Origin of the sequence: Pseudomonas zeae (assembly GCF_014268485.2) — a bacterium.
GTDB lineage: Bacteria > Pseudomonadota > Gammaproteobacteria > Pseudomonadales > Pseudomonadaceae > Aquipseudomonas > Aquipseudomonas neuropathica.
Window position 1 is genome coordinate 2,788,104 of the sequence record NZ_CP077090.1, and the last position, 12,653, is coordinate 2,800,756.

A 12,653-nucleotide genomic window follows, 5' to 3' on the forward strand; every position below is an offset into this window, starting at 1 on the left:
GGCTCGCTCCCACAGGGACTAATCATTATTGGGTGATGTTGGGTCAGTTTATTAGCCAGGAAGGCGACTATGAAATCCATTCTCTGTTTGTTGATGGCTGCCGGTTTCGGCGCGCTGTTGCAGTTCGAAGGCGTGCCGCATGGCCTGCTGTTGGGTTCGATTGTCGTCACCGCATTGTTCGCCAGTAAAACCGGTATCGCACCGGCAACTCCCTATGGACTGGGCTACATCCAGGTCACGCTGGGCATCGCCACCGGGCTGATGTTCGAAGCGTGGGACAGCGCGACGGCCTCGACGATGTTGCCGAGCCTCGGTGTGTTGCTGATTTGCCTGGCAGTGCAGATCGCATTGGCCGGATGGTGGCTGACGCGCGGCGCGGGCTGGAATCGCACCGATGCATTGTTGGCGGTTTATCCGGGCGCACTGGCCGCAGTGTTCGATCTACTCGAATCGGAAAAGGCATCGAGCAAGGTCATCATCGTGCACTTGATGCGCTTGCTGTTGATCACCGTACTGGTGAGTTTCCTGATTCCCGGGCAAGCCGCTGCAGTGGCGGTTGCCGATGGTGATCCTTTAACGACAGGCATGGCGCTGACCGCGTTTTCGGTCATCGCGTTGAGCGTGCTGCTCGGGCGCTTGCTGCTGGTGATCGGCGTACCGGCGCCGTTCATGCTCACGGCGATCATCATTACGGCGGTGTTTGTGAAATCGGGATGGTTGCACGGGTTTCACATGCCGGACTGGAGTTTGAATCTTGCGGCGCTGATTCTCGGCGTGCGGATCGGCTCACGATTTCAAGGTCTCGGCTTCGCGGAGCTGACACGTCACGGCCGCACGGCGTTGGTCTCGGTTGGTTTGATGATCGTGGTCGCGGCGGTGTTTGCTGAAGTCGCGGCACGCTGGTTGGGCAGTGATCCACTGTCGCTGTGGCTGGCGTACATGCCGGGGGCGATTGAGACGATTGCGATTGTCGCGTTTGGTGGCGGGCTGAATGTGGTGTTTATTCTGACGCATCATTTGAGCCGGATGGTGTTGTTGCACTTTGCCCCGGCGTTGTTGGTGCAGGTGCGGCGGGCGCGCGAAGAGGCCTGACCGGAGCCACTGATGCCTGCATGTTGCGGCGTGTCAGTTAGATCCATCCCCCTCACCCCAGCCCTCTCCCCCAGGGGGGCGAGGGGGAAGTGATCTGGTCAAACGATACTGGACACGGTTATAGGGTTTAGGTCATTTCTCATGCTGCCAAGGCTTCCATTGCTACCGGAGTCCGATATCCGTTGTGACTGTGCAGCCTGATCCGATTGTAATAATGGGTCAGGTAGCGCAACACATCGGTACTGGCCTCATCTTCGTTTCGGTAGCCAGCCTTGGGTATCCATTCAGATTTCAAACTGCCAAAGAAACGCTCCATCGGGGCGTTATCCCAGCAGTTTCCTCGTCGACTCATGCTTTGTTTTATCCGCATCTCCGACAGCGTTTCACGGAACATTTTGCTGCTGTAATGGCAACCCTGATCCGAATGGAACATTAGGTTTTCAGGGCGTCCTCGCGACTCGAAAGCCATCTTTAACGCTCGACAGGTCAGAGCTGAATCCGGACTTCTGGACATCGCCCAGCCGACGATGCGGCGGGCATGCAGATCAAGTACAGCAGCCAGATAAACCCAGTAAGTACCGGCCCAAATGTAAGTCACGTCGCCACACCACACTCGATTGGGGGCCTCGACATTGAATTTACGCTCCAAATGATTTGGGGCGTATTGCGCCTCCGCACCGCTGGGTTTGTACCGATGCCTGCGCCGTTGCTGGCTCTTCAAACCGAGCTCGCGCATCAGGCTACGAGCCATGTAACGACCTACCGACTCTTTTTCGTTACACAGCGCTTTTGACAGGCTGCGCGCGCCCATTGAGCCGCGACTTTGCTCATGTAATTCGGCAGCCTTGATCTTTAGGCGATCGCGTCCGACATGCACTTTCGCCCGCTGTTTCAGACGCTCGTAATAACTGCTGCGGTTGATACCAAACACGCCACACAACTCGGATCTTGGATATTGCTCGCTTAACTCCTCGACCAGCCTTACCGATCGAGGGAATCCGACATCAAGAGAGCTGTAGCCTTTTTTAAAATTTCCTTCTCGCGCTCAATCCGTCGAATTGTTGCTTCCAGTTCCTGGATGCGTTGTTGGTCAACGGTCATGGCCTTGGACTTCTCAGGCGTCTTGCCGCTGCGCTCCGCACGCAGTTGCTCAACCCAGCGGCGCAGAGCTGTAGGGCCCACGCCCATTGCTTCGCAGGCTTCACTCACCGAATAGTCTTTATCCAAAACCAGGCAAGCCGCATCCCGTTTGAAATCTGTCGAAAAATATCTTCTGGTCAAATCACACCTCTTCGTTGGGCGTAGATTAACGCCCTTTAGGGGTGTCCAGAATCATTAAGCCAGATCAAAGGGAGCCGATCTCGATGCCTTTCAAAAGCTGAGTTCAACTCGAGATATCAGATCGGTGTGGCGCGAAAAAGCAACTCGGTCAGTCCCCTTTCTCCCAGGTGGGCGAGGGGGAAAGGGAGCCGATTGTGGGCTGTTCGAAATTTGAGTTCGGCTCGATATACCAGGTCGGCGTAACTCGAACATCCAACACGGTCGGCTCCCTCTCCCTCTGGGAGAGGGCTGGGGTGAGGGCAATGCGGCGCTAGCGGATGTGTGCTTGGAAGCCTTCGCTATCCGGCGCGATATCGCTCTTCAAGGTCAAAGCAGGAATCTCATATTCCCCACCATTCTGCTGCCGAAACCCAATCGGCCGTGCACTCCACAACTCATCCAGCCGCCGCCCCAGCTCATCACAAGTCTCGGCATACCGCGCCGCATCCATCCGACTCGTCCGATACACCACAAACGGTGGCACCACTTCAAAACCGGGGTAATACAAAATCCCGTGCTGAATCGGAAACAACAAATCATCCATCGGCCCGTTAATCCCACGCGGTGCGTAGTGCGATTCCCAGCCGCCGGTGGTGACCATCAACATCGCCCGTTTGCCTTGCATTTTCCCTTCGCCATAACGCTCGCCCCAACGACTGTCGGAATGCTCACCGACGCCATAGGCAAAACCGTAGGCGTACACCCGATCGACCCAGCCTTTGAGAATGGCCGGCATGGTGAACCACCAGAGTGGAAACTGCAGGATCAGCGCATCCGCCCAGAGTAGTTTCTCCTGCTCACGGGCGATGTCGGCAGCCTGGGTGCCTTCGGCGTAGGCGACTTTCGAGTCGAGCGAGGCGTGGAACGGTTTCGTCGCGTCGCGCTGCGGGGCGTCGTCGGCGTCGAGGGTGGCTTTCCAGTTCATCGCGTAGAGGTCGGAGACCTGCACGGTGTGGCCGGCGGCTTGCAGGCGCTGGACGCTGAAGTCGCGCAGCGAGCCGTTGAGGGAGGTCGGTTCTGGATGGGCGTAAACGAGTAAGACGTTCATGTTGAAGCTCCGTTAGCTGAGTGACTGCAGGATCGGCGTTCACCCGGTATATTGGAAATGAATGTCTGATATATCTGGTATAGCTATGAATAATTTGAGACGGCTGGATATCAATCTGCTGCTGACCCTCGATGTACTGCTGGCGGAGCACAACGTCACCCGCGCGGCGCAGCGCCTGAACCTGTCGCAGCCTTCGGTGAGTGTGCATCTGGGCAAGTTGCGCGACATCTTTGGTGATCCGCTGCTGTTGCCCGGGCCGCGCGGCATGCGCCCGACGGCGCGCGCCGATGAGTTGCGTGAGCCGTTGCGCGAAGCGTTGGAGGCGTTGGAGAGAGCGGTGGCGCCGGCCAGTGCGTTCAATCCGGCGCAGGCGACCCACACCTGGAAGATCGCCGCGACCGATTACGGCGAGTCGACGGTGGTGCTGCCGGCGCTGAGCAGCTTGCGCGAGCAGGCGCCGGGCACGCGTCTGGCGGTGATCGATCTGACGCCGGCGCATCTGGTCAAACAGGCCGAGCAGGGCGTGTTCGATCTGGCGCTGCACATCAGCGAAGACGCGCCGCCGGAGTTGCATCGACGTCCGCTGTTCACCGAGCGTTATGTGCTCGCCGGTAGAGTCGGACATCCAGATTTGATGCATGCGCCGAGCCGCCAACAGTTCTGCGCGCTGGAGCACGTCATGGTGTCGCGCGAGGGCGGGGGCTTTTTCGGGGTGACTGACCGGACGTTGGCCGATGTCGGGTTGATGCGCAAAGTGGTGTTGTCGGTGCCGCATTTTCTGATGGCGATGTCGGTGTTGGCCAGCACCGATCTGGTGGCGATGCTGCCGTCACGCCTGGTGCGTGGTAACCCGGCCTTGCAAGTGGTCTACGCGCCGCTGGAAGTGCCCGGTTACGAGATGGCGATGTTCTGGGGCGAACGTTCGCACCGCGATCCGGCGCACAAATGGCTGCGCGAGCAGCTGCTGGCGTCGGTCTGAGGCGCTGTCAGGCGTGGCCGAGGGCAATCGCAAACGACACGACGATCATGCACGCAAACGCAAAATTGAGATTCATGAGGTGTTCATCCTGAGCCTTTTAGAGTGGGGCCATTCTGAACAGGTTGAAAGCAAAGAAAAAATTCGCCTTGTTGATTCCAATGATCGAAACGATTGATACCCCGCCGGATTGTGTTTGCTCAGGGCTTTGGCTAATCTCGCAAAAACCTGCAACTACAAGCATAAACAGGCATAACCATGCACGATCATTCCGCGGCTGAACTGCCATCCCTGCGCCGGCAGAAAATCCTTTTGCTCCTCGAACGTGACGGCAAGGTCATGGCCTCCGAGTTGAGCCAGCACTTCGCAGTCTCCGAGGACACCATCCGCCGCGACCTCGCCGAACTGGACAACGCAGGACTGGTGCAGCGCGTGCACGGCGGCGCGTTGCCGCGTCCAAAAGACTCCGGCAAGGATTACTTCACGCGGCTGGACGAGACGGATGAGGTGAAAATTCGCTTGGCGCAACGGGCGGCGCTGGAAGTGGAGGACGGGCAGATTGTGCTGTTCGATTCCGGCTCGACCACGCTGCAAGTGGCGCGCTCGTTACGTGCAGATATCAGCATCACGGCGGTGACCGCTTCACCGATGACGGCGATTGCCTTGTCCGAATTCAAGGCTGTGAAAGTGATTCTTGCTGGCGGCCAGTTGAACCCGCGAACGATGGCGGCGGGTGGGCATGAGGCGCTGCGGCTGCTGGCGGGGATCAAGGCGGATCTGGCGATTACCGGGGTGTGCGCGATTCATCCGGAGGTGGGGATTACCTCGCTGCATTTCGATGAAGTGCCGGTGAAACAGGCGATGCTGGAGGGCGCGGCGCGGGTGATTGCGGTGACCACGGCGGACAAGCTCGGGGCGGTGGAGCCGTTTGTGGTGGCGCCTTGTACGCGCCTGCATACGCTGATTACCGAACGGCATGTGGCGTCGGGGAGTGTCGAGGATTATCGGCGGTTGGGGATTGTCGTCGAGCAGTTGCCGGATTGAGGTTTTGCGGTGGTTTTGATGGCCCCTTCGCGAGCAAGCTCGCTCCCACATTCGAACGCGTTTCTGAGATAGAACTCGATCAACTGTGGGAGCGAGCTTGCTCGCGAAGGGGCCGGTATATTCAGCACATGTTTCAGCGCAGGCGCTCGAGCATCTGGTAATACCACATCCCCGCCGCCAGCAACGGGTTACCGAGCAAATCCCCCATCGGCACCCGAATGTGCTGACACGCGGCAAACGTATCGAACTGCTCCATCTGCCCAGTGATCGCGCGGCTCATGATTTCGCCCATGATGTGCGTCGTCGCGATGCCGTGCCCCGAGTAGCCCTGGCAATACCAGACGTTGTCCGAGAGCTTGCCCAGTTGCGGGATGCGGTTGATGACGATGCCCATCGCGCAGCTCCACTGGTAATCGATCTGCACACCTTTGAGCGCCGGGAAGGTCTGCTCGATGCACGGGCGCAGTTCGGCGGCGATGTCCCGTGAGTCCTTGCCGCTGTAGTTGGCGCCGCCACCAAACAACAAGCGGCCGTCGGCGGTGAGGCGGTAGTAGTCGAGGACGAAGCGGCAGTCGTACACCGCGAGGTCTTCGGGGTTGATCTGTTTTGCCAGATCGCCCAGTGGCGCGGTGGTGACGATGCCGCCCATGGCCGGGAAAATCTTGCCCTTGAGCTGTCCCGGTTCGAGCTTGTGATAGACGTCGCCGGCGAGCATCACCTGCTTGGCGTCGATCTGGCCGTGGGCGGTTCTTACGCTAGGCGTAGCACCGTGAATGATCTCCAGCACTTCGCTGTTTTCAAAGATCAGCGCACCGAGACTTTCCGCCGCCCGTGCTTCACCGATGCACAGGTTGAGCGGATGCAGATGCATGTTGCGGGTATTCTTGATTGCGCCGTGGTAGAGGTCGCTTTGCAGCAGATCACGCACCTGGCTGCGGTCGAGCAGGCTGACTTCATCGCCTAATCCGCGACGCACGGCTTCTTCATAATCCTTGCGCAAGTCGGTCATGTGGCTGGGTTTGTACGCGGCGTGCAAATGGCCGTGTTTGAGGTCGCACTGAATGGCATATTTCTCAACACGCTGCTGGATGATTTCGTGCCCGCGCCAGCGCAGGTGCCAGATGAAATCATCGACCTCGTCGCCGAGTTTCGCGCGCATCTGTTTGCGCATCGCACCATCGCCGGAAAGGCTGCCGGTGACTTGTCCGCCGTTGCGCCCGGTGGCGCCCCAGCCGATCTTGTGGCTTTCGACGATGGCGACTTTCAGGCCTTTTTCGGCGAGTTCGACGGCAGTGGCGACGCCAGTGAAGCCGCCGCCGATGATCACCACATCGACAGTGTGTCGGCCTTGCAGGGTCGGGTAGTCGGTGTCCTGATTGAGGGTGGCGGTGTAGTAGGAATTGCAGCGTTCGGTCATGTCAGTGTCCACACAAAGTTCGGAAGTCGGAGTGCAGTCCCCTGTGGGAGCGAGCTTGCTCGCGAAAGCGGTGTGTCAGTCACCCAAAATGTTGAATGTGACGACGCCTTCGCGAGCAAGCTCGCTCCCACAGGTTCGGTGTCGGATCGTTAAGCTTCGGTGAGATACCAGCGCCAATCCTGCTCACCCACCTCCGCCATGAACTGCCGGTACTCTGCACGCTTCACCGCCAGATACACCCCGAGAAATTCCCGCCCCAAGGCATCCCGCGCCCACACCGAATTCTCCAGTGCCTGCAGCGAGGTCAGCCAATCGGTCGGCAGCAATTCCTTCGCCTGCGCATAGCCATTGCCTTCAACCGGAGCGCCCGGATCAAGGTCTTCACGAATGCCACGATGAATCCCGGCAAGGATCGCCGCTGCCGCCAGATACGGGTTGGCATCGGCGCCGCAGATGCGGTGTTCAATGTGTCGGGTATTGGCCGGGCCACCGGGTACGCGCAGGCTGACGGTGCGGTTGTCGACACCCCAGGTCGGCGCCAGCGGTGCGTAGCTGTTGGCCTGAAAGCGCCGGTACGAGTTGGCGTTCGGGCAGAACAGCAGCAACGAGTCGAGCAAGGACGCGAGCATGCCGCCAATCGCCGTGCGCAGCAGCGGGGTGCCGGCCGGGTCTTCGGAGGCGAATAGATTGTGTCCCGCGCCATCGGCCAGACTGACATGCATGTGCATGCCGGTGCCGGCCAGATCATCGAACGGCTTGGCCATGAACGTTGCCTGCATGCCGTGCTTGTGGGCGATGGCTTTGACCAGACGTTTGTAGCGCACGGCCTGATCCATCGCCTCCAGCGCGTCGCCATGTTCGAGGGTGATTTCCACCTGGCCCGGCGCGTATTCGGAGATCGCCGTGCGCGCCGGAATGCCGTGCAGTTTGCAGGCGCTGTAGAGGTCGGCGAGGAATGGTTCGATCTGTTCCAGCTCGCGCAAACCATAAACCTGCGTATGTCGCGGTCGACCACCGTCAGCGTCCAGCGCCGGTTGCGGGCGACCGTTGTGATCGCGTTTGGCGTCGAGCAGATAGAACTCCAGTTCACACGCCATCACCGGGTGATAACCCTCGGCCTTGAGCCCGTCGATAACCTTGATCAGCAAGTGTCGCGGGTCGGCGATGCTCGCGGGCATGCCCTCGGTCGGGTGCATGCTGACCTGCACGGCGGCGGTCGGAATCTTGCGCCATGGCAGGCGCACCAGACTGCCTTCCAGCGGATAGGCGCGGCAGTCGATGTCGCCGACATCCCAGACCAGACCGGAGTTCTCGACGTCTTCACCCTGTACGGTCAGACCGAGGATGGTGCTGGGTAGTGGCCGACCGCTTTGGTACACGGCGAGCAGTTCTTCACGGTGCAACAGCTTGCCGCGCGGCACGCCGTTGGCGTCGAGGATAAACAGCTCGATCATGTCGATATCGGGGTTCTGTTCAAGGAACAGGCGTGCGTCTTCGATGGCTGCGAATTTCATAATCAATCACTCACGATGGCGCCGCGCAGGCGCGCAGATTCGGGCCGGACACGACGCGACAAAAAGGCGTAGGTGTCCTGGCAGGGATATCAAGAAGTAGGGGACTGTCGCGGTTCTTTAACGGACGCGATCAGACAGACCGGGCGATATCCGGCGGGCGTGCGGAGTGACGCAGCTTGGAACGGCGCAGGGCCATGGGGAGATTGACGATACGATTCATACGCCGCCCCTGTGGGAGAGGGCGCGCAGGGTAGAGACGTTCAACGATTTTCGTTGTTGTGGTGACGTACTCATAACGCGTGTTTCCGTTGGCGGAAAACGTCGGTGGCGGGCTGACCCGCCGACCGGTGTGCCCGGATAGTAAGGGGGAATTCGCGGGCCTGTAAACGGGAGATTCGCAGGCACCGCTTTAGCGCATCAGCTCAAAGCCCAGCCCGGCGAGGGCGCAAACGATCAACACACTGATCACGCCGCGTTTGAAAACGAACAAGGCCAATGCTGCCGCAACCGCCAGCATCAGCGAAAACAGATCCAGTTTCCCGGCAAAACCGTTCGGCCAGAACACGTGGTAGGCGAAAAAACACGCCAGATTCAGAATTACCCCGACCACGGCAGCGGTGATCGCCGTCAGCGGTGCGGTGAACTTCAGTTCGTTGTGCGTCGATTCCACCAACGGCCCGCCGGCGAGGATGAACAGAAAAGAGGGCAGGAAAGTGAACCAGGTCACCAGCGTTGCCGCCAGCGCCCCGGCGGCAAAGGCATGTTCGGGGCCGAACGCCGGTTGCACGTAGGCACCGACGAAACCGACAAACGCCACCACCATGATCAGCGGGCCCGGGGTGGTTTCACCGAGGGCGAGACCGTCGATCATCTGCGTCGGCGTCAACCAGCCATAATGCCCGACGGCACCCTGATAGACGTAAGGCAGCACCGCGTAGGCGCCACCGAAGGTAAGCAGCGCGGCTTTGGTGAAGAACCAGGCCATTTGCGTGAACGTGCCGTCCCAGCCGAACAGCACCGTTAGTAACGCCATCGGTAAACACCAGAGCACTGCGCCGATCAAAGCCAGACGCAGCAGCTTCGGCAGGCTGAAACGGGCGTGTTCGGGGGGCGGCGTATCGTCGTCGATCAACGCCGGGCCGAAGGATTTCTCGCTGTTGCGCGCCCCTGCGTTGCTGAACCGCTGCGGTGCGAACCGTCCGCCCAGATAGCCGATCAACGCAGCCCCGAGGACGATCAAGGGGAAGGGCACATTGAAGGCGAAAATCGCCACGAACGACGCCCCGGCAATCGCCCACAGCCAGGCATTTTTCAATGCACGCGAGCCGATGCGATGCGCGGCGTGCAGGACAATCGCGGTGATCGCCGGTTTGATCCCGTAAAACACCCCGGCCACTGCCGGCACGTCACCGAAAGCGACGTACAGCCACGACAAGCCAATCAGAATGAACAACGATGGCAGCACAAACAGCGCTCCGGCGATCACACCGCCCCAGGTGCGATGCAGCAGCCAGCCGATGTACGTCGCCAATTGCTGAGCCTCGGGGCCGGGCAGCAACATGCAGTAGTTGAGCGCGTGCAGAAAACGCTTTTCAGAGATCCAGCGCCGGCGCTCGACCAGTTCTTGATGCATGATCGCGATCTGCCCGGCCGGGCCGCCGAAACCGATGCAGCCGAGTTTCAGCCAGAAGCGCCAGGCCTGGCGCAGGGTGACGGGATCGGGGCGGGGCAGGTTGTTCGGCGCTGTGCTCAAGCGAGACTCCGGAGTTGAATCCTGGCGGAGCGGCTATCTAATCAGACTTTTAACCCTCACCCCAGCCCTCTCCCAGAGGGAGAGGGGGCCGACCGAGGTGTCTGGTGTTATCCATCGACCTGAAAGATCGAGTCGATTATGGATTTGATGGTCACCCGAAGGGGCCGATCGATGTGTCTGCCGTTCTCCATGGCCGGAAAGATCCCATCGATTATGGATTCGCCACAACTCTTTCACGTCGGCGTACTTCTGCAATATCCCCCAATCAGTCCCCTCTCCCTTTGGGAGAGGGTTAGGGTGAGGGGCTTTTGCTCTTCAGGCATGCGCCAGACTCCAGCGCAACGCCGCATCCCGATCGCTCTCACGGCCCTCGACCCAGTGAGAACCTCCAGGCGTGGTCTCACGCTTCCAGAACGGCGCGCGGGTCTTGAGCACGTCCATGATGAAGGCGCAGGCTTCAAACGCCATATGCCGATGTTTACTGCTGACCCCGACAAACACGATCGGCTCGCACACCGATAACGCACCGACCCGATGCACAATCTCCACACCCAACAGCGGCCAGCGCTCGCGGGCCTCCTCGACGATCTGTTCGAGGGCTTTTTCGGTCATGCCCGGATAGTGTTCAAGAAACAGTTCATTCACGCTCTGACCAATATTCAGATCACGCACATAACCAATGAAATTCACCACCGCGCCCACCCGTGGATTGCGCGCGTGCAGATCAGCCGTCAACTGGCCGACGTCGAAGCTTTTGTGCTGGACTCGAATGGCCATCGATCAACCCCCGGTCACTGGCGGGAAAAAAGCGATCTCATCGAAATCTTCAATCACCTGACTCGGCTGACACAGCTCCTGATTCACCGCGCACATCAGGTTGCCGGCACCAAGCACCTCGCGCCAAAGATCGCCGCGTTCCATGAGCATTTGCCGGACATCTTCAACACTGCCCAAAGCCTCAGTCAGTGGGATTTTTTCACCACCGAGATTGAGCCGGTCACGGTAGCTGGCGAAGTAGTTGATCAGGATCATTGCGCGTCCTCCCATTGAAAGTGACCGGAACGGCCGCCCTGTTTGCTGAGCAGGCGAATGTCGCCAATCACCATCGCCCGGTCCACCGCTTTGCACATGTCGTAAATGGTCAGCGCGGCAACGCTGGCGGCGGTCAACGCTTCGAGTTCAACACCGGTCTGGCCGGTGAGGCGACAGGTGCTGGTGATCTGCACGCGATCCGGTTCGCAGGCCTTGAGTTCGACGTGGATCGAGCTGAGCAGCAGCGCATGACACAGCGGGATCAGTTCGTGAGTGCGCTTGGCGGCCTGGATGCCGGCGATCCGCGCCACAGCGAAGACATCGCCTTTCGGGTGACCGTTGGCCTGAATCATCTGCAAGGTTTCCGGGAGCATCTGCACCCAGGCTTGTGCCGTAGCTTCGCGGCGGGTCGCAGCTTTGTCGCTGACGTCGACCATGTTGGCGCGGCCCTGATCGTCGAGGTGGGTGAGGGTGTGGCTCATGCGGAAAACTCCTGGCGCGGGCTGTAGATTCGTGGGGCGTTGCGATGTGGCACGTGGATCAGATTGAGTCGATGCTTGAGCGCCCAGCGCACGGTCAACGCGGTAGGCGCTGACAGGCTGACGAGGGTGCCGAGGCGGGCGCGCACGGCTTTGTGGATCAGTTCGAGGCTGCAACGGCTGGTGACCACGACGAAGCCTTCAGCGGCATTGACGGCGTCGATCTGCATCGCGCCGATCAGCTTGTCGAGGGCGTTGTGGCGGCCGATGTCTTCGCGGCACAGCAAGGCTTCACCGTCAGCGTCGAAGTACAGCGCGGCATGCAGGGCGCCGCTGCTGCGTGCCAGTTGTTGAGCGGCTTCGATGCGTTGGCGAATACCGTCGAAATGCTCTGCCGGCGGTAGTGGTGAAGGTTGCAGGATCTGCAGTTGCGGCAGCGCCTGCTCCAGCGCTTCGACGCCACAGATGCCGCAGCCACTGGTGCCGGTCATTTGCCGACGATGATCTTTCAAGGCCCAAAACGCACGGCTGGAAATCTGCACATCGGCCTGACAGGCCTGATCGAAATGCGTGAGGCGGATGTCGTAGATCTCGTCGACGCTGTCGATGATCGCGTTGCTCAGGCTGAAGCCACGGATGAAGTCTTCGAGGTTGCCGGGCGAGACCATCATCACTGCCTGGCTCAGGCCGTTGTACGTGATGGCGAGGGCGATTTCCGAGGCCAGCGCTGCGTGGGAGAGGGCGGCGTCGGGCAGGTATTCGCGAAACATCACCTGCGCCGGTTGCGGTGCGGGGGCGTTAGGTTCGCTGGTGGATTCTGTGATGGTTTCTATGTGGCAGAGCATCTGAAAAGTCCCGAAGCGCTGAAGAGTGTTCAGGCTACGGGGGCGTTAAAAGTGCGTCCAATCGCTTGTTCCGATGTGGTGATTGCTTTGCTCGATCAACACCGTCACATCCGATTTTTTTGCTGTCTGGTTG

12 protein-coding genes are annotated in these 12,653 nt (G+C 59.9%); 3 read left to right on the forward strand and 9 right to left on the reverse strand.

Annotated elements, in window-relative coordinates:
• Positions 1-69 precede the first annotated feature (69 nt).
• Positions 70-1,092, forward strand: coding sequence for an AbrB family transcriptional regulator (locus HU754_RS12345; protein WP_186624607.1), 1,023 nt, complete (start codon positions 70-72; stop codon positions 1,090-1,092).
• A gap of 139 nt (positions 1,093-1,231) precedes the next feature.
• Here the strand turns inward: HU754_RS12345 and HU754_RS12350 are convergent.
• Both HU754_RS12350 and HU754_RS12355 read right to left on the reverse strand, forming a co-directional pair.
• A protein-coding gene (locus HU754_RS12350; RefSeq protein ID WP_225919934.1) for an IS3 family transposase occupies positions 1,232-2,373 on the reverse strand; the annotation gives its coding sequence in 2 pieces (ribosomal slippage) (positions 1,232-2,112 and positions 2,112-2,373; 1,143 coding nt in all).
• Positions 2,374-2,683: 310 nt separating this feature from the next.
• Positions 2,684-3,460 (reverse strand): NAD(P)H-dependent oxidoreductase, encoded by a 777-nt coding sequence (locus HU754_RS12355; protein WP_186625485.1) that lies wholly within the window; start codon positions 3,458-3,460, stop codon positions 2,684-2,686.
• An 85-nt stretch (positions 3,461-3,545) separates the two neighbouring features.
• On the opposite strand from HU754_RS12355, the gene HU754_RS12360 reads away from it, so the two are divergent.
• On the forward strand, positions 3,546-4,439 hold the full coding sequence (locus HU754_RS12360; protein WP_186625487.1) for a LysR family transcriptional regulator: 894 nt from the start codon (positions 3,546-3,548) through the stop codon (positions 4,437-4,439).
• A gap of 255 nt (positions 4,440-4,694) precedes the next feature.
• Entirely contained in the window at positions 4,695-5,480 is a 786-nt protein-coding gene (locus HU754_RS12365) for a DeoR/GlpR family DNA-binding transcription regulator (RefSeq protein WP_186625489.1), read from the forward strand.
• 133 nt (positions 5,481-5,613) lie between these two features.
• Here HU754_RS12365 and HU754_RS12370 read toward each other — a convergent pair whose 3' ends face one another.
• The 7 genes from HU754_RS12370 to fdhD form a co-directional block, all read right to left on the reverse strand.
• Complete coding sequence (locus HU754_RS12370) at positions 5,614-6,897, reverse strand: NAD(P)/FAD-dependent oxidoreductase (protein ID WP_186625491.1); 1,284 nt, start codon at positions 6,895-6,897, stop codon at positions 5,614-5,616.
• Positions 6,898-7,046: 149 nt separating this feature from the next.
• Positions 7,047-8,411, reverse strand: coding sequence for a glutamine synthetase family protein (locus HU754_RS12375; RefSeq protein WP_099756544.1), 1,365 nt, complete (start codon positions 8,409-8,411; stop codon positions 7,047-7,049).
• A gap of 409 nt (positions 8,412-8,820) precedes the next feature.
• Positions 8,821-10,164, reverse strand: a complete 1,344-nt coding sequence (gene chrA, locus HU754_RS12380; protein ID WP_186625493.1) for a chromate efflux transporter — start codon at positions 10,162-10,164, stop codon at positions 8,821-8,823.
• Positions 10,165-10,479: 315 nt separating this feature from the next.
• A complete protein-coding gene (gene moaE, locus HU754_RS12385) occupies positions 10,480-10,941 on the reverse strand; it encodes a molybdopterin synthase catalytic subunit MoaE (RefSeq protein ID WP_186625495.1) in 462 nt (153 codons plus the stop codon).
• Between the two features lie 3 nt (positions 10,942-10,944).
• Positions 10,945-11,196 carry a MoaD/ThiS family protein gene (locus HU754_RS12390; protein WP_150694028.1) on the reverse strand — a complete coding sequence of 84 codons (252 nt, stop codon included), beginning with the start codon at positions 11,194-11,196 and terminating at the stop codon, positions 10,945-10,947.
• Complete coding sequence (moaC, locus tag HU754_RS12395) at positions 11,193-11,678, reverse strand: cyclic pyranopterin monophosphate synthase MoaC (protein ID WP_186625497.1); 486 nt, start codon at positions 11,676-11,678, stop codon at positions 11,193-11,195. Before moaC ends, HU754_RS12390 begins: the two co-directional genes overlap by 4 nt.
• A complete protein-coding gene (fdhD, locus tag HU754_RS12400; protein WP_186625499.1) occupies positions 11,675-12,520 on the reverse strand; it encodes a formate dehydrogenase accessory sulfurtransferase FdhD in 846 nt (281 codons plus the stop codon). The genes moaC and fdhD overlap by 4 nt, the downstream gene beginning before the upstream one ends.
• Positions 12,521-12,653 lie beyond the last annotated feature (133 nt).

Bases quoted from the DNA above. Each gene is read 5' to 3' on its own strand.
- HU754_RS12345 (WP_186624607.1), top strand. From the start codon at position 70: ATGAAATCCATTCTCTGTTTGTTGATGGCTGCCGGTTTCGGCGCGCTG.
- HU754_RS12355 (WP_186625485.1), bottom strand. From the start codon at position 3,460: ATGAACGTCTTACTCGTTTACGCCCATCCAGAACCGACCTCCCTCAAC.
- HU754_RS12360 (WP_186625487.1), top strand. From the start codon at position 3,546: ATGAATAATTTGAGACGGCTGGATATCAATCTGCTGCTGACCCTCGAT.
- HU754_RS12365 (WP_186625489.1), top strand. From the start codon at position 4,695: ATGCACGATCATTCCGCGGCTGAACTGCCATCCCTGCGCCGGCAGAAA.
- HU754_RS12370 (WP_186625491.1), bottom strand. From the start codon at position 6,897: ATGACCGAACGCTGCAATTCCTACTACACCGCCACCCTCAATCAGGAC.
- HU754_RS12375 (WP_099756544.1), bottom strand. From the start codon at position 8,411: ATGAAATTCGCAGCCATCGAAGACGCACGCCTGTTCCTTGAACAGAAC.
- moaE (WP_186625495.1), bottom strand. From the start codon at position 10,941: ATGGCCATTCGAGTCCAGCACAAAAGCTTCGACGTCGGCCAGTTGACG.
- HU754_RS12390 (WP_150694028.1), bottom strand. From the start codon at position 11,196: ATGATCCTGATCAACTACTTCGCCAGCTACCGTGACCGGCTCAATCTC.
- moaC (WP_186625497.1), bottom strand. From the start codon at position 11,678: ATGAGCCACACCCTCACCCACCTCGACGATCAGGGCCGCGCCAACATG.
- fdhD (WP_186625499.1), bottom strand. From the start codon at position 12,520: ATGCTCTGCCACATAGAAACCATCACAGAATCCACCAGCGAACCTAAC.